The organism is Methylobacterium oryzihabitans, from assembly GCF_004004555.2.
GTDB lineage: Bacteria > Pseudomonadota > Alphaproteobacteria > Rhizobiales > Beijerinckiaceae > Methylobacterium > Methylobacterium oryzihabitans.
Window position 1 is genome coordinate 203,322 of sequence record NZ_SACP01000007.1, and the last position, 16,955, is coordinate 220,276.

Consider the following 16,955-nt stretch of genomic DNA (forward strand, 5'->3'; position numbering starts at 1 on the left):
GGCCGCGCGGCAAGGTTCCGGGCAGGTTTGTCCCGGTCCGGGGCCGTCGCCGCGCATGATTCCGGGGTCTCCCATGCCGGAACCGGACTGTGCATCACCCCGGCAGGCGCGTAGAACGACCGCCATCGTCCCTCCGACAACCCAAGGAAGCACGCGACGATGTTCCCGAACGTTCGACTGCACATCGCCGGCGAGTGGCGCGACGGCGCCGGCGGCGAGACCCTGCCGATCCTCAACCCGGCCACCGGCGAGACCCTGAGCCAGCTCGCGGTCGCGACGAAGGCCGACCTCGACGCCGCCCTGGAGGCGGCCGAGCGCGGCTTCAGGGCGTGGCGCAAGGTCTCGGCCTTCGAGCGCAGCAAGGTCCTGCGCAAGGCCGCCAACCTGCTGCGCGAGCGGGTCGAGGACATCGCCCGCATCATGACCCAGGAGCAGGGCAAGCCGCTGGCGGAAGCCAAGATGGAGGTGCTCGGCGGCGCCGACACGATGGACTGGTTCGCCGAGGAGGGCCGGCGTGCCTACGGCCGGGTGATCCCGCCGCGGGCCGAGGGCGTGATGCAGCTCGTGATCCGCGAGCCGGTCGGTCCGGTCGCCGCCTTCACGCCGTGGAACTTCCCGATCAACCAGGCGGTGCGCAAGGTCTCGGCGGCGCTCTGCACCGGCTGCTCGGTGATCCTGAAGGGGCCCGAGGACACCCCGGCGAGCTGCGCCGCCCTGATCCAGGCCCTGCTCGATGCCGGCGTGCCCGGCGACGTGCTCGGCCTCGTCTACGGCGACCCGGCCACGATCTCGTCCTACCTCATCCCGCACCCGGTGATCCGCAAGGTGACCTTCACCGGCTCGACGGCGATCGGCAAGGAGCTGGCGGCGCTCGCCGGCAAGCACATGAAGCGCGCCACGATGGAGCTCGGCGGCCACGCCCCTGCGATCGTCTTCCGCGATGCCGACGTGACCAAGGCCGTGCAGGTGCTCGGCGCCAACAAGTACCGCAACGCCGGTCAGGTCTGCGTCGCCCCGACCCGCTTCCTCGTCCACGATTCGGTGTTCGACGCCTTCGTCGACGGCTTCGTCGGCTTCTCCCGCGACCTCAAGGTCGGCAACGGCCTGGAGAAGGGCGTGACGATGGGCCCGCTCGCCCATGGCCGGCGCATCGAGGCGATGGAGGGCTTCGTCGCCGACGCCGAGCAGCGGGGCGCCACGCTCCACACCGGCGGCAAGCGCATCGGCAACCAGGGCAACTTCTTCGAGCCGACGGTCTTCACCGACCTGCCGCTCGATTCGCGGATCATGAACGAGGAGCCGTTCGGGCCGATCGCCGCGATCCAGCGCTTCTCGGACGACGAGGAGGCGTTCGCGGAGGCCAACCGCCTGCCCTACGGGCTCGCCGCCTACGCCTATACCCGCTCGGCCGAGACCGCGACCAAGCTCGCGACCCGGGTCGAGAGCGGCATGATGTCGATCAACCACCACGGCATCGCCCTGCCCGAGACGCCGTTCGGCGGCGTCAAGGATTCCGGCTACGGCAGCGAGGGCGGATCCGAGGCGATCGAGGCCTACCTCAACACCAAGTTCGTCACCCAGGCGGGCTTCTGAGCGACCGCGGGAGCCGGCCCGTCCGGCCGGCTCCCCTCCCCTCTCGGGGAGGCGTCAGCCCCCTGCGATTGGGGGTTGCCAACCCGGCGCGAACCCCTTAGATCCCACCTCCACCGGCCGAGGCGACACGCCTCCCGGTCAGGCGCCCGTAGCTCAGCTGGATAGAGCACCAGACTACGAATCTGGGGGTCAGAGGTTCGAATCCTTTCGGGCGCGCCATTCCCACACGACGACATTACGCCGAGGCCGGACACGGGCCATCGGCCGGGCGCCCGTAGCTCAGCTGGATAGAGCACCAGACTACGAATCTGGGGGTCAGAGGTTCGAATCCTTTCGGGCGCGCCATCTCGTCGGCATCTGATACGATTTTCGGACGATTAGTTCCGAAAATCGTATCAGATGCCCGCGCGGCGTCTGAGCGAAGCCGGTTTCTGCATCGCGAAGCGATCAATCAGAAACCGTATGACAGACCACCCCGCCGTTCGGCCCGATCCGGACCCTGTCCGTCGCGCCTCGTCCGCGGCGGCCGACCGGCCGCCGCGCCCTCGACGATCAGTCCAGACCCGGCGGGCGGCGGCGGTGCCAGTCGGTCGCCCCCTGGAAGGCGTGGCCGGCCCGCACCAGGGCGGCCTCGCCGAAATGCGGGCCGACGAGCTGGAAGCCGACCGGGGCGCCGGCCTCGGTGAAGCCGCCCGGCAGGGTGAGGGTCGGGCTGCCGGTCATGTCGAACGGGCAGGTGAAGCGCAGGAGCCCGTTCATCAGCGCCGCGTCCTCGCCGAGGGTCGCCATCGTGGCGAGCGTCGGGCCGGCGAAGGCCTGGGCCGGCACCGCCAGCAGGTCGATATCCTCGAACAGGGCGCGCACCCGGCCGCGGAACTCCTCGCGGCGCAGGATGATCTTCTGCACGTCGAGGCCCGATTGCGCCCGCCCGAGTTCGATCAGCCCCGACAGGGCCGGGCCGTACTCCCCCTTGCGCGACGGATAGGTCGCCTCGTGCGCCACCGCGGTCTCGATCCCGCAGAGCGGGAACCAGTCGACGATGACCGCGGTCGGGTCGGGGAAGCGCACCGGCACGATCTCGGCCCCGAGCCCGGCGAGCACGTCGATCCCGGCCTGCGTCACCGCGCGGGCGACCGGGTCGACGTCGCGCGCGATCCAGTCGGCGTCGACGCCCAGCCGCAGGCCCTTCACCCCGCCCGCCAGGGCCGCGGCGAAATCCGGCACCGGCAGCGGCACGGCAGTCGGGTCGTCGGGATCGGCGCCCGCGATCACGCCCAGGATCGCGCCGCAATCGGCGGCGCTGCGGGCCATCGGGCCGATATGGTCGAGGGTGGCGGCGAGCTCGAACACGCCGTAGCGGCTGACCCGGCCCCAGGTCGGCTTGAGGCCGGTGACCCCGTTCGCCGCCGAGGGGAAGCGGATCGAGCCGCCGGTATCGGAGCCGAGCGAGCCGTAGCACAGCCCGGCCGCGGTCGCGACGCCCGAGCCGCTCGACGAGGCGCCGGACCAGAACTGCGCCCCCCAGGGGTTGCGCGGCGGGGTGATCGCCGGGTGGTGGTCGGCATAGGCGCCCTCGGTGAGCTGGAGCTTGCCGAGGATCACGGCGCCGGCGGCGCGCAGGCGCTTGACCACCGTCGCGTCGTCGGTGGGCCGGTAGTCGCGGTGGATCGTCATGCCGGCGGCGGTCGGCGCGTCGGTCGTCCAGCACAGGTCCTTGACGGCGAACGGCACGCCGTGGAGCGGTCCGCGGTTGCGGCCGGAATCCAGCTCCGCGTCGGCGGCGCGGGCGGCCGCGAGGGCGCCCTCTTCCATCACGCAGGCGTAGCTCTTCAGCTCGCCGTCGAGGCGCCGGATGCGGTCGAGCTGGGCCTGGGTCGCCTCGACGGACGAGACCTGCCGTGCGGCGATCCGCCGGCCGATCTCCAGAAGCTCGCACGCATGCAGGTCGGTGTCTGACACGGCGTCTGCCTCCCTCTCCGTTCAGGATGTCATACGATGTCCGATTGATCGCCCGGCGATCCCGATGGGATCGCTATCGCGATGCGGACCTCGGTTCGCTCACGCGCGTGGAACCTCCGGCTCCACCGCGCGGGCCGGTGATACGGAACCCACATCGCTCAGGTGCGCGCAGAACTCTGGTCCACGCCGCGCAAGCTTCGTGCGCCGCGGCGGGATTTCGGATCGTCCCCCGATGCCGGCGAGATGCGCCGGACAGCAACATGACCGGACCGCGCAGCATCGTCCTTGAAGAGCCATGGATGATTCTGCCGTCGGGCGCAGCGAGCCGAGACGAGAACTGCCAGCCGCTCTGTCGATCCGAGGAGTTGATGATGTCGCGAGGGCGGGCGGCGTGTCAATCGGGGCGCGACCGCTTTTCAGGGCAATCGGGTGAAACCCGATTGTCGATCCGGCGGGCGCTCTTCGGGCGCAAAGCGCACCGCGCCCGCCATCGAGCGTCGCCCTGCGGGCGACCGCAGAACGATCGCTGAAGCGATGGCCCTGGGCCGCTTTTCGCCGGCCTGCCTCCGTCGCCCGATGCGAGCCCTGGGGCGGAGGCCGCGAGCCGCCGACGGCGCCGCCGGTGCTCCACCGTCGCGCCGCCCGGGCCGGTGGTCACGCGCCGTCGCCCCGTCGCGAGCCGCGCTCCAGAAGGCCGAACCGGCTGCCGCCGGCGGGCGGGCCGTCCTGTCCGTTGCCGGCCACGACCACGAGGCGGCGGACCTCGCCGCGCAGGAAGGCCTGGAGGAAGCGGTCGTAGTTGCGGAACGACACGCAGCCGTTCGAGGCGCCGCTCGGTCCGAGCATGTAGGTGTGGGCGAGGATGCCGGTGCGGCCGTGGATCGCCCCCGGCCCGCCGACCGGGTTGAGGCGGATCGCCCGCACCCCGTGGAACAGCGCCTCGCGCTCGGTCAGGGTATAGACCCCCGGCGGGGTCGAGCCGCGCATCCGCAGGTGGACGTAGCGCGGGTCGTCCATCGTCGCGCCGAGGCCGGAATGCGCCTCCAGCGCCTCGCCGCCCGGCAGGGTCACCCGCTGCGCGGTGATGTCGTAGACGGCGGTCCCGGCCGAGGTCTCGGGAACCGGCGACAGACGCGGCCGCGGCGTCCGCTCCAGTCCTCCGGGGGCCGCGTAGGCCAGCGCCGGCCCGGCCGGCGCCTCCTGGCGGCCGAACAGCCGCTCGAGGAACGACGGCTCCTCGCCGCCGGTCGCGGCCCGGAACACGCTCTGGGTCGAGGGAAGGACCCGCCGGCTCGCGAGCCGGGGCGCCTCGGCGAGGCGCGGCCCGCGCAGTTCGGGCGGGCGCGGCACCGGCAGCGGCACGGCGAGACCGGCGGGTTCCGGCGCCGCGGCGGCCGGCGCGGTCCCGGCCACCGCCGGCACGGGCGCGGCCGGCGGCGCCTCGGCCCGGAAGCTGTGCACCCCGGCACCGAGGGCCGGCGCCGGATCGAGCATCCAGTCGAGCACGGGCGGCGCGGCGGCGACGACGGCGGCCGGCGCCTGCGCGACCCGGTCCTCGACCGCCGGCGGTGGCTCGGGGGCGAGGATCCGTCCCAGGGCCGCGAAGCCGAGGAGCGCGGCGCCGGTGGTCAGAAGCAGGCCGCGGCGCAGACGGTGACGGCGCCGGCGGCGCGGCGGGACGGACGGAGACGCGACGGACGCGGCGTGGGGCATGAGGCTCGACTCGGATACGCATGGCCGCCCGGCCGCTCCGCCTCGCCCCGCACCGCCATCCCGGCGGCCCGAAGACCAGAGGAGCCCGATCCACCCGTTAGGGAAGGATCAACCTTAAGCGTCCGCGTATTGAGCAGCCTCGTGGTTAATACCCGATAAATCGCGCCGCGCCGCGACGGCGCCGATCCGGCCGTCGCGGCGGGGCCCGGCGTCCTACCAGCGGGCGCGCATGCGGGCGGCCCGGCGGCGGCGGGCCGAGATGAAGGCGCGCAGGGCGAAGCCGAGGATGAACCCGGCCAGGAGACCCACGACGAGCACGACGACGGCGTAGCGCGTGAGCGCGGGATCGGCGATCACGGCCGCGTGCGTGGCGAGGATCGCGTCCCACTGCGCCTTCAGCTCATCCACCGATTCATCTCCACCAGCCGGATTCCCGGAGCCACCCCGGACAATGCGCGGGAGGCGCATCCTCGCCCCCTTGGTAGCCAGCCGCAAGCTCGGCCGCAACGCGGACGGCAGGTTGCCCACCGCGGATTGCAGGATGGCCCATGACCCTGCGTCGTCGAATCGACGGTCCCGGGGTTTGCGGGATAATCAGGCAATCGGCTGTCCGCATCATCCCGAAAACCCCAGTCGATCGGACGCAAGACCGAAGGATGTCCGGATTGACTCGCGATCGATCCACTACACAATCGGGGCGGAACGACCGGATGAATCTGGGCAACGACGATCCGGCGCAGGACACGCGATGCTGCAGATTCATGGGGGCGCACCGATATGGTGGCGTTGACGGTCCGGGACGCCGGCGAGCCCGGCATCGGCGCGCGGCTTCGCGCGCGCCTACACGGGGCGCCGCGGCGTCCGGACGAGGCGAGCGCCGCGGCGCCGGCCCGAGGGGCTCCGTCGCGGCTGGTGGTCGCCCTCGACGGCCACGACGGCTCGGGCAAGTCGACGCTGGCGGTCCTCATCGCCGAGCGGCTCGGCGGCCGCATCGTCAAGCCGTTCGGCGGCCGGTTCGGCCAGTACATGCTCTGGCTGTCCGGGCAGCGCCGCTACGACCTGCTGAGCCGGGTCGCCGAGGAGGAGCTGCGCCGGGCGGTCGCCGCCGAGCCCGGCGACCATCCCCTGGTGATCGACCGCCACGCCCTGACCATGGGCGTGCTGCTGTCCGAGCCGTGGCGGCGGCGCTGGCCGCCGCTGCCCCACACGGTGCTGTGCTACGCCGATTCCTCGACCGTAGTGCGCCGGCTGCGCGAGCGCGGGGAGGCGGTCGGCCGCGAGGCCAGGCACGCCGCCGGCATCCGCCGCTACCGCGCCCTGGCCGAGGCCGCCGGCGTGCCGATCATCGCCACCCGGGACGCCGCGCCCGCCGACGCCGCCGCCGCGGCGCTCGCCGCGATGGGCCTGTCGCCGGGATCGGTGGCCTGACATGCCCCTCCTCGACTTCATCGACACGATGAACGGCCGCACCCTCGCGGAGGTGCCGGGCTTCCGCCGCGCCGCCGCCCGCGACGTGCCGGACACCTACGACCGCCGCTTCTTCGAGCACCGGTTCCACCACCCGTTCTTCGGCTACGTCGAGGTGCAGAACGACGGCTGCCAGCCGTTCTACATGTTCACCAACAACGACGACGCGGTGGCGCAGCAATACCTGTGGTACGGCAAGAACGGCTACGCCCCGGCGAGCGTGCGCGAGTGGGTGCGCCTCGCCCGGACCGCCCGGGCGGTGTTCGACGTCGGCGCCCATACCGGGCTGTTCTCGCTGCTCGCCTGCGGCGCCAACCCGGACCTCGCCGAGGTCGTCGCGTTCGAGCCGCTGCCGCGGGCCCATGCCCGCATCGTCGAGAACCTGATCGTCAACGGTCTCGTGCCCCGGGTCGCCGCCGAGCGGGTCGCGGTGGCCGACCGCACCGGGGAGCGGATCCTCCACGTCCCGGGCGACGAGTACCAGATCGTGCTCACCGCCTCGACCCTGTCGCAGGGCGACGCCGAGATGATGCACCGGCGCGAGCGCTGCGACACGATCTCCCTCGACGACTACGTCGAGCGGACCGGCCTGGAGCCCGACCTCGTCAAGCTGCGCATGGAGGGCACCGAGCCGGAGGGGCTGGCGGGGGCGGCCGGGCTGCTGGCGCGCCGGCGGACGAGCTTCCTCGTCGAGGCGCGGCCCGAGCACCGGGCCGTGCTCCTCGACCGGCTGGCCGGCTACGCGATCACGCTGATCGACGACGCCGCCAACCGGATCCTGCGGCCCGGCGAGCCCGGCGCCGAGGCGGCGCGCACGATCCTCGCGGTGCCGCCGGCCGGCTGACGCTCACCCGGCGGCCTTGTAGTCGCCCGCACCCTCGACGTGGCGGCTGTTGGCCTCGCGCAGGCGGGCGGCCTCGTCGTCGTAGAGGAACGGCAGGAACGCGTAGCGGCGCCCGCGCGTGACCGGCGACACCGCGTGCAGGAGCGCGCACGGGAAGATCACCGCGCCGCCCGGCGCCACCTTGTAGCTGCGCCGGCCGTATTCGGGAAAGCTCACCTCGCCGCCGGCGAAGTCGCCGTTGAGGTTGATCGACACCGCGAAGCGCCGGTGCGCCGTGCCGAGCGTGGTGTTGTCGCGGTGGGCGCGGAAATGCGCGTTGTCCTCGGCGGCGTAGCAGCCGACGATGTAGCGCTCCATCCGGGTCGCCTTGAAGGCGTAGACCTTCTGGATCTCCGGGTTGACCCGGCGCAGGATGCGCGCCTGTACCGCCTTGATCAGGTCAGGCTCGTCGATCGTGTAGTCCCGGCGCCGCTTGTGGCGGTGGTCGGTGACGCCGACGGTGCGGCCGTCGACCTCGCGCATGAAGCCGGATTCCTCGCCGCCGTGCCGCTCGTAGCGCTCGATCAGGAGCCGGCACAGGTCCGCCTCGAACACGTTGGGGATGACGAGGATCGGCGGCGGCACCTCGAAGCCGGCGAAGCGGTCCGGCGGCGGCAGGGCACGCAGGAACGCCATCGCGGCCGCCCCCTCGGCGCCGTCCGGCGCGAACGGAAACACCGCCATCACCCGCAGGGTCGGGTCGAGCACCATCCACGATCGGCGCACCGGCACGCTGGCGCCGGCGACCGCGTCGCGCGGCAGCACGCCGTAGAGCCGGCTCACCTTGCCGTCGAAATCGAGGAAGTGGCGGATGCCCGGCAGGCTCTCGGCCACCCGGCCGGTGCTCTCGTCGGCCGGGTCGAGGCTGACGCCGAACAGGGCGACGCGGTCGTCGTCGAACAGCGCGCGGTTCTCGTCCACGACCCGCAGGGCGTTGCGGCCGAGGGGATCGCCGGCCGAGCCATAGAAGCACAGCACGACGTAGCGCCCCGCCACGGTGTCGAACATGTAGCTCGGGTTGCCGGTGCTGCGCTGCTTGAACCACGGCGCGGGATCACCGGCCGTGATGTTGGCGTAGGTGTGTGCGACGTCCGTCGTTCCGGCCATGCTCGCGCCCCGTCGGTTCGAACCCGTCGTATAAGCCGGGTCCTGACGAAATCTAACCGTCCCGGCGCGCGGGCCTGCCGCGCCGGGCGGGCATTGAAGCGCCGCTCACCCGCGGTAAGTGTCCGCTCGGCCTCTCCGCGCCGCCCCGGCACGGCCGCGGCGAACCCTGCGGGAGCCGGTGTGCGGGAGCAGCGCGTGACCGAACGGAGTGCCCCCGACCCTGCCGGCTACGACCTCGCCGACCCGCGCCCCGCCGACCGGGTGCCGAGCCCCGACGCGCCCGGCCGCGCCGGACATCCGCCGGTCGCGGGCGCCGGCTTCCCGATCCAGGACTACGCCGCCCTCGGCGACGGGCGCTCCGTCGTGCTGGTGGCGCCCGACGGCGCGGTGGCGTGGTGGTGCGTGCCCGAGATGGACTCGCCGCCGCTGTTCGACAGCCTGCTCAATCCCGATTTCGGCGGCTCGTTCCAGATCCGGCCCGAGGGCCCGTTCACCGCCGAGCGGCGCTACCGCACCGACAGCAACGTGCTCGACACGGTGTTCGTCACCGCCACCGGCCGGGTGCGTCTGACCGAGTCGCTCAACAGCTCGACCGCCGGGCGCCTGCCGTGGTGCGAGCTGGCGCGGCGCCTCGAGGGGATCGAGGGCACGGTGACCCTGCGCATCCGCGCGGTGTTCGGCACCCGCGGCGACACGGTCTCGCCGTGGCTGCAGCCGACCCCCAACGGCTGCGTGTTCCATGCCGGCCCGGTGCTCGGCCTGTTGCGCTGCAGCGACGGCGTGCGGATCGTCGAGGAGGAGGACCGCACCATCGCGGCGAGCGTGACGGTGGCGGCCGGCGAGCGCGCCACGGTGGCGCTGCTCGCCGGCGAGGACGAGCCCCTCGGCGTGCCGGCGGTCGCCGACATCGACGCGCGCATCGACGTCAGCGACGAGGCGTGGCGGCGCTGGGCCGAGGGGCTGCGCTACGACGGCCCGCACCGCGCCGCCGTGCGCCGCAGCGCGCTCGCCCTCAAGCTCCTGCTCTACTCGCCGAGCGGCGCCATCGCGGCCGCCGCCACCACCTCGCTGCCCGAGGGCTACGGGGCGGGCAAGGACTCGGGTAAGAACTACGATTACCGCTTCGCCTGGATCCGCGACGCCGGCTACACCGTGAACGCCTTCCTGCGCATCGGCGCGATGCCGGAGGCCAAGGCGGCGTTCTCGTGGCTGATGCGCCATCTCGGCGAGCACGGCGCCCAGGTGCTCTACACCCTGCGCGGCGACCTCGCCCCCGACGAGACCGGGATCGAGGTCGCGGGCTACCGCGGGTCGCAGCCGGTGCGGGTCGGCAACGCGGCGGCGCTCCAGCACCAGCACGGGATCTACGGCGACATCTTCGAGACCGCCGCCCTGTTCGTCGCCGACGGCAACATCCTCGACCAGCGCAGCGCCGGGGTGCTCGCCGCCCTCGCGGATGCCTGCGCCGACGGCTGGCGGCGCAAGGACGCCGGCATCTGGGAACTGCGCGAGCCGCGCCACTACACGATGTCGAAGATCAGCGCCTGGCAGGCGCTCGCCCGGGCGGTGGAGCTGGCCGAGGCCGGGCACATCCCGGCGACCTGCGTGCCGCGCTGGTCGCGCGAGCGCGACCGGATCGCGCAGTGGATCGACGAGAACTGCTGGTCGGAGGCGAAGGGCGCCTACACGTTCTATCCCGGCACCGACCGGCTCGACGCGGCGCTGATCCTCGCGGTGCGGTTCGGCTTCGACGGCCGCGACCGGCTGTCCTCGACCCTCGACGCGATCCGGCGCGAGCTCGGCCGCGGCCCCTACCTCTACCGCTATTCCGGCGCCGAGGCCGAGGAGGGCGCGTTCCTCGCCTGCTCGTTCTGGCTCGCCGAGGCGCTGTGGGACCTCGGGCGCTGCGGGGAGGCCGAGGCGGTGTTCTCCGGCGCGCTCGACGGGCTGGCGCCGGGCGTCGGCATCCTGAGCGAGATGGTCGATCCGGCGACCGGCGACTTCCTCGGCAACACGCCGCAGGGACTGAGCCACCTCTCGCTCGTCCACGCCGCCTGCACGTTCCGCGACGCGCCCCGGCGCGGGAAGGCCGGCGGCTGAGGCCCCTGCCTGCCCCCGTGCCGCAAAGCGGTTGTTAATCCTGAGCGCGCCAGACAGGCGTCCGGACCGACACGAGAGAGACCCCATGCGAACCGTCGTGTATGCGGATGGCGGCTGCGATCCCAATCCCGGCCCGGGCGGCTGGGGCGTGGTGATCCGGGCGCCGGAGGGACCGGTCGAGCTGTGCGGGGGCGAGCGCGCCACCACCAACAACCGCATGGAGCTGACCGCGGCGATCCGGGCGCTGGAGCATTTCCCCGAAGGCGCGCCGATCGAGATGCGCTGCGACAGCCAGTACGTCGTGAAGTCGGTCACCGAGTGGATGCGCGGCTGGAAGGCGCGCGGCTGGCGCACCGCCACCGGCGACGTGAAGAACGTCGACCTGATGCAGCGCCTCGACGAACTCGCCGCCGCCCGCGACGTGCGCTGGGTCTGGGTGCGGGGCCATGCCGGCGAGGACGGCAACGAGCGCGCCGACCGCCTCGCCGCCCAGGGCCGGCGCGAGGCCCTGGGCCTGCCGCCCTCGCCCGCCGCCTCGGCGGCGCCGGCCCCGGCGCCCGCCCCGGCCGCACCGGCGCGCACCGCCTCGGTGGCGATCGACAACGCCCTCGGCCTCCGGGTCGCGCGGGCGGCGAAGCAGGCCGGCCAGACCCCGCAGGCCTTCGTCGAGGACGCCCTGCGGCTGGCGCTGGACCTGGGCCCGGACGGCATCGCCCGGCTGCGGGACTCGCTGCGGGAGCCGGCGGCGTAGGGCGTTTCAGCTTGCGACGGCCGGATCCGCCGCACTCCCCCTCGTCTCGGGCAGGAACTCGCTCCGGTCCCGGTGGCAGGCGACCCGCTGCCCCGGCCCGACCGGGCGCAGCAGCGGCGCCTCGCTGCGGCAGCGCGGGATCGCGGCCGGGCAGCGCGGGTGGAAGTGGCAGCCCGGCGGCGGCGCCAGCGGCGAGGGCGGCTCGCCGGTGAGCCCGGTGAAGCGGCGCTTGCCGGGCACCAGCCGCGGGGTCTGGGCGAGCAGGCTCACCGTGTAGGGATGGGCCGGGGCGGCAAACAGGGTTTCGGCCGGCGCCTCCTCGACGATGCGACCGAGATACATCACGCAGACCCGGTCGGCGATGTGGGCGATCACCCCGAGGTCGTGGCTGACGAACAGGTAGGTCAGGCCGAGGTCGCGGCGCAGGTCCATGAACAGGTTGAGCACCTGGGCCTGGATCGACACGTCGAGGGCCGCCACCGACTCGTCGCAGACGAGGAGCCGCGGCTTCACCGCCAGCGCCCGGGCGATGCCGATGCGGGCACGCTGGCCGCCGGAGAACTGGTGCGGGTAGCGCGTCATCGCGTCCGCCGGCAGGCCGACCCGGCCGAGCAAAGCCGCCACCGCGTCGCGCCGCTCCCGGGCCGGGACGAGGCCGTGGGTCACCGGCGCCTCGCCGACGATGTCCTCGACCCGCAGCCGCGGGTTGAGCGAGGACGAGGCGTCTTGAAAAATCATCTGCACGGCGAGGGCCGCCGCGCGCCGCTCCCGCGGCGGCAGGCTCGCGCGGTCGCGGCCCTCGAACAGCACCCGGCCGGCGCTCGGCACGGCGAGGCCGGCGACGAGGCGGGCGAGGGTGGACTTGCCGCAGCCCGATTCGCCGACGAGGCCGACCACCTCGCCCGGCCGCACCGCGAGGTCGACGTCCGTCACCGCCCGCACCGCGGCGGGGCGGCGGCCGGTGACGAGGCCGGCGAGGCGGGCGGCGAGGGAGGGCGTCGGCGAAAAGTGCTTCGAGACGCCGTCGAGGGTGATGAGGTCTCGCGTCACGCTCGCACCTCGCCGTGGAGGGGATGGCGGCACAGGGCCGTCCGGCCGGGCAACGCCGCGACCGGGGGCGGCTCGGCGCAGTCCGGGGTCGCGGAGGGGCAGCGGGGCGCGAAGGCGCAGCCGGGCGGGCGCCGGCCGAGCGACGGGGCGAGGCCGGGAATCTGGGTGAGCGGCGCGCCGCGGGCGTTGCGGCTCGGCGACGAGCCGATCAGGCCGGCGGTGTAGGGGTGCATCGGCGCCTCGATCACCGCGGCGACCGGCCCCTCCTCGACGATGCGGCCGGCATACATGACGCAGATCCGGTCGGCGAGGCCGGCCACCACCGCGAGGTCGTGGGTGATCCAGACCAGCGCCGTGCCCATCTCGGCGCAGAGCGTCTGCGCCTCGGCGAGGATCTGCGCCTGGATGGTGACGTCGAGCGCCGTCGTCGGCTCGTCGGCGATCAGCAGGGCCGGACGGTGGAGCAGCGCGATCGCGATGGCGATGCGCTGGCGCATGCCGCCGGAGAGCTGGTGCGGATAGGCGCGCAGGCGCTCGTCCGGGGCCGGGATGCCGACCCGCACCAGCGCCTCCCGGGCCCGCGCCCGGGCGGCCGCGGCGCTCACCCGCTCGTGGGCGTGGATCGCCTCGACCATCTGGGTGTCGACCCGCAGGACCGGGTTGAGGGTGGTCATCGGGTCCTGGAAGATCATCGCCAGGCGGGTGCCGCGCAAGGACCGCAGGTCGCGCTCCGGCAGGCCGACGAGGTCGCGGCCCTCGAACCGGATCGCCCCGCCGCTGATCCGCCCGGGGGCGTCGATCAGGCCCATCAGGGCGAGCCCGGTCACCGACTTGCCCGAGCCGGATTCGCCGACGAGCCCGACCACCTCGCCGGGTGAGACCGCGAGGTCGATGCGGTCGAGGGCGGTGAGGTCGCCGTGCTCGGTGCGGAACGCGACGCTGAGAGCCTCGACGGAGAGGACCGGGGCGGTCACGCGGCGAGCCGGGGGTTGAGCACGTCGCGCAGCCGGTCGCCGACGAGGTTGATCGCCACGATGACGGTCACGAGGGCGATGCCCGGGAAGGTCGAGATCCAGTACTTGCCCGACAGCAGGTAGTCGTAGCCGTTCTTGATGAGCAGGCCGAGCGACGGCTCGGTCACCGGCACGCCGACGCCGAGGAACGACAGCGTCGCCTCGAGGGCGATGGCGTGCGCGACCTGCATCGTCGCCACCACGATCACCGGCGAGAGGCAGTTCGGCAGCAGGTGGCGGAAGATCAGGCTGCGGGTCGGGAGCGCAAGCGCCCGGGCCGCCTCCATGTAGTCGCGCCGCCGCTCGACCAGGGCGGCCGAGCGGATCGCGCGGGCGTAGTAGGCCCACTGCACCGCCACCAGCGCGATCACCACCTTGTCGACCCCGCGCCCGAAGCTCGCGAGCAGGATCAGCGCGATCAGGATGGCGGGGAAGGACAGTTGCAGGTCGACGAGGCGCATCAGCAGCGCGTCGACCCGCCCGCCGGCATGGGCCGCGAGGATGCCGAGGCTCGCCCCGACCGACACCGCGATCAGCGTCGCCGACAGGCTGACCACGAGCGACACCCGCAGGCCGTAGATGATGGCCGAGAGCATGTCGCGCCCCTGGGCATCGGTGCCGAGCCAGTAGGTCATGCCGGAGAAGCTCTGCGAGCCCGGCGGCATCCCGGCATCCATGATGTCGAGGGTGGCGAGATCGTAGGGGTTCTGCGGCGCGATGAACGGCGCCAGCAGCGCCGCGCCGCCGGCGAGCACCAGCACCGCGAGGCCGAGCAGCGCGAGGGGATCGCGCAGGAAGGCCCGGACGTGGCGGCGCCAGACCGGCTGCGGCCGGGCGGCGACCGGCCCGGCGGGCAGGGATGAGGCGGTCACGGCTCGGACTCCGACAGGCGCACCCGCGGGTCGAGGGCGGCGTAGATCAGGTCGACCACGAGGTTGATGACGATGAACAGGCAGACGGTGAGCATCAGGTAGGCGACGACGACCGGGCGGTCGAGGCGGTTGATCGAGTCGATCAGCAGCTTGCCGATGCCGGGCCACGCGAACACCGTCTCGGTGACGACCGCGAAGGCGATCATCGAGCCGAGTTCGAGGCCGATCACCGTGATGACCGGCAGCAGGATGGTCTTGAGCACGTGGACCCCGACGATGCGCGAGGGCGCGAGCCCCTTGGCGCGGGCGAAGCGCACGAAGTCCTGCAGCATCGCCTCCCGGGTGCCGGCGCGGGCGAGGCGGATCACCACCGCGAGCTTGAACAGCGCGAGGTTGAGCGCCGGCAGCACGAGGTGGCGCAGGCCGTCGAGGGTGAGGAGCCCGGTTTCGATCCCGAGCACCCGCACGGTCTCGCCGCGCCCGCCCGCCGGCAGCCAGCCGAGGGTGACGGCGAAGACCAGAACCAGCATCAGCCCCTGCCAGAAGTTCGGCAGCGAGAAGCCGAGGATCGACCCGGCCATGATGGCGCGCCCCGACGCCGAGTCGGGCCGCAGGCCCGCCCACAGGCCGAGCGGCAGCCCGACCACCACCGCGATGGCGAGCGCCGTGAAGGCGAGTTCGAGGGTGGCGGGCAGGCGCTGGAGGATCACCTGCACGGCGGGCTCGTTGTAGACGAACGAGCGCCCGAGATCGCCGTGCAGCGCGTTCCACGCGAAGGTGGCGAACTGCACCGGCAGCGGCCGGTCGAGCCCGAGCCGGGCGGCGATGGCCGCCCGCTCGTCGGCGGTGGCGTCGGGCGCCGCCAGCATGTCGATCGGGTCGGCGATGGCGTAGACCCCGACGAACACCAGCAGCGCCATCGCGGCGATGGTGACGAGGGCCTGGCCGAAGCGCTGGAACAGGTAGGTCAGCATGGCGTCGGCCGGGGGTGGGGTGGTCGTGCGCCGTGCGCAGGCGGGGTGATCGCGTGTATCATACGATTTTCGATTGATCGCTTCGCGATGCGAAAATCGGCTTCGCTCAGGCGCCGCGCGGGCTGGTAATACGGTTTTCCGGAACGAATCGTCCGGAAAACCGTATTACCTCGCCCCGCGGGCGGGGAGAGGAAGAACGCCCGCGCCCGTCCTGCCACGGCCCGCGGTGCCGGCCCTCCCGGACCTGCCGCGCCGGCTCCCCTACAGGTCGTCGAACAGGCGGCCGATCTCCGCCGCCGACACCTCGTTGCGCCGCTCTGCCACCAGCCCGTCCCGCATGATCGTGCGCGGCGTCGCGCCGTACAACTCGCGCAACGCGTTGCGCAGGCTGCGCTCGGTCCCGAACCCGCTCGCCCGCGCCACCTCGACGACCGTGAGCCCGGAGGCATCCAGCCGCGTCAGCAGGTCCACCGCCAGCGCCGCCCGCCGCTGCCGGATCACCGCCGCCACCCCGCCCGCCGGCGCGAAAACCCGGTACAGCATCGTGCGCGACAGCCCGAACTGCGCGCACAGGCTCTCGATCCCCAGTTCCGGCCGCGCCGCCTCCCGGTCGATGAAGCGCCGCAGTTGCGCCAGCGTCGGCAGCGCCACCGGGGGGCGGTCGGGGTCGCCGCCGGCGGGCGCGGCGCTCCTGGGCACCACGAAGGCCGCCGACACCGCGACGACCGCCCGCGCCAGGGCCAGCGCCGCGCGGTCGGGCAGGCGGTCCACCTGCGCCGCCAGCGACGTCAGCAGCCCGCCCAGCACCGCGCCCGCCGGGCTCGCCGCCGCGAACACGACGCCGTCGACCGCGCCGGGCTCGCCCGTCGCCGCCTCGAATACCACCCGCGGCATGATCAGGCCGAGGATGCGCGTGCCGTCCACGACGCGGGCGTGCATCCCGCCCTTCAGATCGACCATCAGGCAGTCGCCGGGACCCGCATCCACCGCCCGGCCGCCGATCTGCCCGTGCAGGCGGCCCGACACGACGCAGTCGGCGATGACGTGGTCGTGCTCCCACTCCGCCCGCACGCTCTGGCTCCGCAGCAGCGTCGCCGGCCCCAGGCACAGGTCGGTCACCAGGAACGGGCCGACCGGGTGGACGCCGACGCTGCCCGCGAAAGCCGCGAGGTCGCCCGGCTCGACCGCGGTGTCCATCGACACCGAGGTCGCCTCGCGCCACGCCTGCGCCCGGGCGACGGGGTCGGGGTGGCTGTCGCGGTCGACCCGCACCCGGACCGGGCCCGGCGCGCCCGGTGCCCCCTCCGTCTCTGATCCCATTCCGCCTCTCCAGCGTTCGCACCCCCAAACCTAGCGCTTCCAGCCGCCGGATAACTGGAAAATCCGTCCCGGATCGTCGATTTCTGAGACAATCTTTCCGGATGAACTGACAGGAGGATTGATTTTCGCCCTCCCGTGGCGTTCTCTGCTGAC

14 protein-coding genes and 2 tRNA genes are annotated in these 16,955 nt (G+C 73.3%); 7 read left to right on the forward strand and 9 right to left on the reverse strand.

Going from position 1 to position 16,955, the window contains the following annotated elements; genetic code table 11:
• The first annotated feature begins 159 nt into the window (after positions 1 to 159).
• From EOE48_RS09625 to EOE48_RS09635, 3 genes are all read left to right on the forward strand, one after another.
• Positions 160 to 1,593: an NAD-dependent succinate-semialdehyde dehydrogenase gene (locus EOE48_RS09625; protein WP_127728576.1), complete on the forward strand. Its 1,434-nt coding sequence runs from the start codon at positions 160 to 162 to the stop codon at positions 1,591 to 1,593.
• Positions 1,594 to 1,735: 142 nt separating this feature from the next.
• A tRNA-Arg gene (locus tag EOE48_RS09630) sits at positions 1,736 to 1,812 on the forward strand.
• A 49-nt stretch (positions 1,813 to 1,861) separates the two neighbouring features.
• Positions 1,862 to 1,938 (forward strand) — tRNA-Arg (locus tag EOE48_RS09635).
• Between the two features lie 207 nt (positions 1,939 to 2,145).
• Here EOE48_RS09635 and EOE48_RS09640 read toward each other — a convergent pair.
• The 3 genes from EOE48_RS09640 to EOE48_RS09650 all read right to left on the reverse strand — a co-directional run bounded on the left by EOE48_RS09640 (position 2,146) and on the right by EOE48_RS09650 (position 5,673).
• The gene (locus tag EOE48_RS09640; RefSeq protein WP_127728577.1) at positions 2,146 to 3,552 is read right to left on the reverse strand and encodes an amidase; all 1,407 of its coding nucleotides are present in this window, start codon (positions 3,550 to 3,552) and stop codon (positions 2,146 to 2,148) included.
• 654 nt (positions 3,553 to 4,206) lie between these two features.
• Positions 4,207 to 5,265, reverse strand: coding sequence for a DUF2778 domain-containing protein (locus EOE48_RS09645; RefSeq protein WP_127728578.1), 1,059 nt, complete (start codon positions 5,263 to 5,265; stop codon positions 4,207 to 4,209).
• A gap of 213 nt (positions 5,266 to 5,478) precedes the next feature.
• Positions 5,479 to 5,673, reverse strand: a complete 195-nt coding sequence (locus EOE48_RS09650) for a hypothetical protein (protein WP_127728579.1) — start codon at positions 5,671 to 5,673, stop codon at positions 5,479 to 5,481.
• A 378-nt stretch (positions 5,674 to 6,051) separates the two neighbouring features.
• On the opposite strand from EOE48_RS09650, the gene EOE48_RS09655 reads away from it, so the two are divergent.
• Together EOE48_RS09655 and EOE48_RS09660 are read left to right on the forward strand one after the other, a co-directional pair.
• Positions 6,052 to 6,693 carry a P-loop nucleotide/nucleoside kinase family protein gene (locus tag EOE48_RS09655; RefSeq protein WP_127728580.1) on the forward strand — a complete coding sequence of 214 codons (642 nt, stop codon included), beginning with the start codon at positions 6,052 to 6,054 and terminating at the stop codon, positions 6,691 to 6,693.
• 1 nt (position 6,694) lies between these two features.
• Positions 6,695 to 7,576, forward strand: a complete 882-nt coding sequence (locus tag EOE48_RS09660; RefSeq protein ID WP_127728581.1) for an FkbM family methyltransferase — start codon at positions 6,695 to 6,697, stop codon at positions 7,574 to 7,576.
• 3 nt (positions 7,577 to 7,579) lie between these two features.
• On the opposite strand, the gene EOE48_RS09665 is transcribed toward EOE48_RS09660, so the two are convergent.
• Positions 7,580 to 8,722 carry a 2OG-Fe(II) oxygenase gene (locus tag EOE48_RS09665; protein WP_127728582.1) on the reverse strand — a complete coding sequence of 381 codons (1,143 nt, stop codon included), beginning with the start codon at positions 8,720 to 8,722 and terminating at the stop codon, positions 7,580 to 7,582.
• 195 nt (positions 8,723 to 8,917) lie between these two features.
• Between EOE48_RS09665 and EOE48_RS09670 the strand changes: the two genes are divergently transcribed.
• Together EOE48_RS09670 and rnhA are read left to right on the forward strand one after the other, a co-directional pair.
• Positions 8,918 to 10,822, forward strand: a complete 1,905-nt coding sequence (locus EOE48_RS09670) for a glycoside hydrolase family 15 protein (protein ID WP_246154077.1) — start codon at positions 8,918 to 8,920, stop codon at positions 10,820 to 10,822.
• A gap of 85 nt (positions 10,823 to 10,907) precedes the next feature.
• Entirely contained in the window at positions 10,908 to 11,573 is a 666-nt protein-coding gene (gene rnhA / locus EOE48_RS09675) for a ribonuclease HI (RefSeq protein ID WP_127728583.1), read from the forward strand.
• Positions 11,574 to 11,579: 6 nt separating this feature from the next.
• Here rnhA and EOE48_RS09680 read toward each other — a convergent pair whose 3' ends face one another.
• The 5 genes from EOE48_RS09680 to EOE48_RS09700 all read right to left on the reverse strand — a co-directional run bounded on the left by EOE48_RS09680 (position 11,580) and on the right by EOE48_RS09700 (position 16,802).
• Positions 11,580 to 12,623 (reverse strand): ABC transporter ATP-binding protein, encoded by a 1,044-nt coding sequence (locus EOE48_RS09680; RefSeq protein ID WP_210249555.1) that lies wholly within the window; start codon positions 12,621 to 12,623, stop codon positions 11,580 to 11,582.
• The gene (locus EOE48_RS09685; RefSeq protein ID WP_127728585.1) at positions 12,620 to 13,597 is read right to left on the reverse strand and encodes an ABC transporter ATP-binding protein; all 978 of its coding nucleotides are present in this window, start codon (positions 13,595 to 13,597) and stop codon (positions 12,620 to 12,622) included. Before EOE48_RS09685 ends, EOE48_RS09680 begins: the two co-directional genes overlap by 4 nt.
• On the reverse strand, positions 13,594 to 14,508 hold the full coding sequence (locus tag EOE48_RS09690) for an ABC transporter permease (RefSeq protein WP_127728586.1): 915 nt from the start codon (positions 14,506 to 14,508) through the stop codon (positions 13,594 to 13,596). Before EOE48_RS09690 ends, EOE48_RS09685 begins: the two co-directional genes overlap by 4 nt.
• Positions 14,505 to 15,482 carry an ABC transporter permease gene (locus EOE48_RS09695; protein ID WP_127728587.1) on the reverse strand — a complete coding sequence of 326 codons (978 nt, stop codon included), beginning with the start codon at positions 15,480 to 15,482 and terminating at the stop codon, positions 14,505 to 14,507. The genes EOE48_RS09690 and EOE48_RS09695 overlap by 4 nt, the downstream gene beginning before the upstream one ends.
• Positions 15,483 to 15,743: 261 nt before the next feature.
• A complete protein-coding gene (locus EOE48_RS09700) occupies positions 15,744 to 16,802 on the reverse strand; it encodes an AraC family transcriptional regulator (protein ID WP_127728588.1) in 1,059 nt (352 codons plus the stop codon).
• Between the last annotated feature and the right edge of the window lie 153 nt (positions 16,803 to 16,955).

What these genes read in the sequence shown, in the direction of transcription:
- EOE48_RS09625 (WP_127728576.1), top strand. Translation starts at nt 160, where the DNA reads ATGTTCCCGAACGTTCGACTGCACATCGCCGGCGAGTGGCGCGACGGC.
- EOE48_RS09645 (WP_127728578.1), bottom strand. Translation starts at nt 5,265, where the DNA reads ATGCCCCACGCCGCGTCCGTCGCGTCTCCGTCCGTCCCGCCGCGCCGC.
- EOE48_RS09660 (WP_127728581.1), top strand. Translation starts at nt 6,695, where the DNA reads ATGCCCCTCCTCGACTTCATCGACACGATGAACGGCCGCACCCTCGCG.
- EOE48_RS09665 (WP_127728582.1), bottom strand. Translation starts at nt 8,722, where the DNA reads ATGGCCGGAACGACGGACGTCGCACACACCTACGCCAACATCACGGCC.
- rnhA (WP_127728583.1), top strand. Translation starts at nt 10,908, where the DNA reads ATGCGAACCGTCGTGTATGCGGATGGCGGCTGCGATCCCAATCCCGGC.
- EOE48_RS09695 (WP_127728587.1), bottom strand. Translation starts at nt 15,482, where the DNA reads ATGCTGACCTACCTGTTCCAGCGCTTCGGCCAGGCCCTCGTCACCATC.
- EOE48_RS09700 (WP_127728588.1), bottom strand. Translation starts at nt 16,802, where the DNA reads ATGGGATCAGAGACGGAGGGGGCACCGGGCGCGCCGGGCCCGGTCCGG.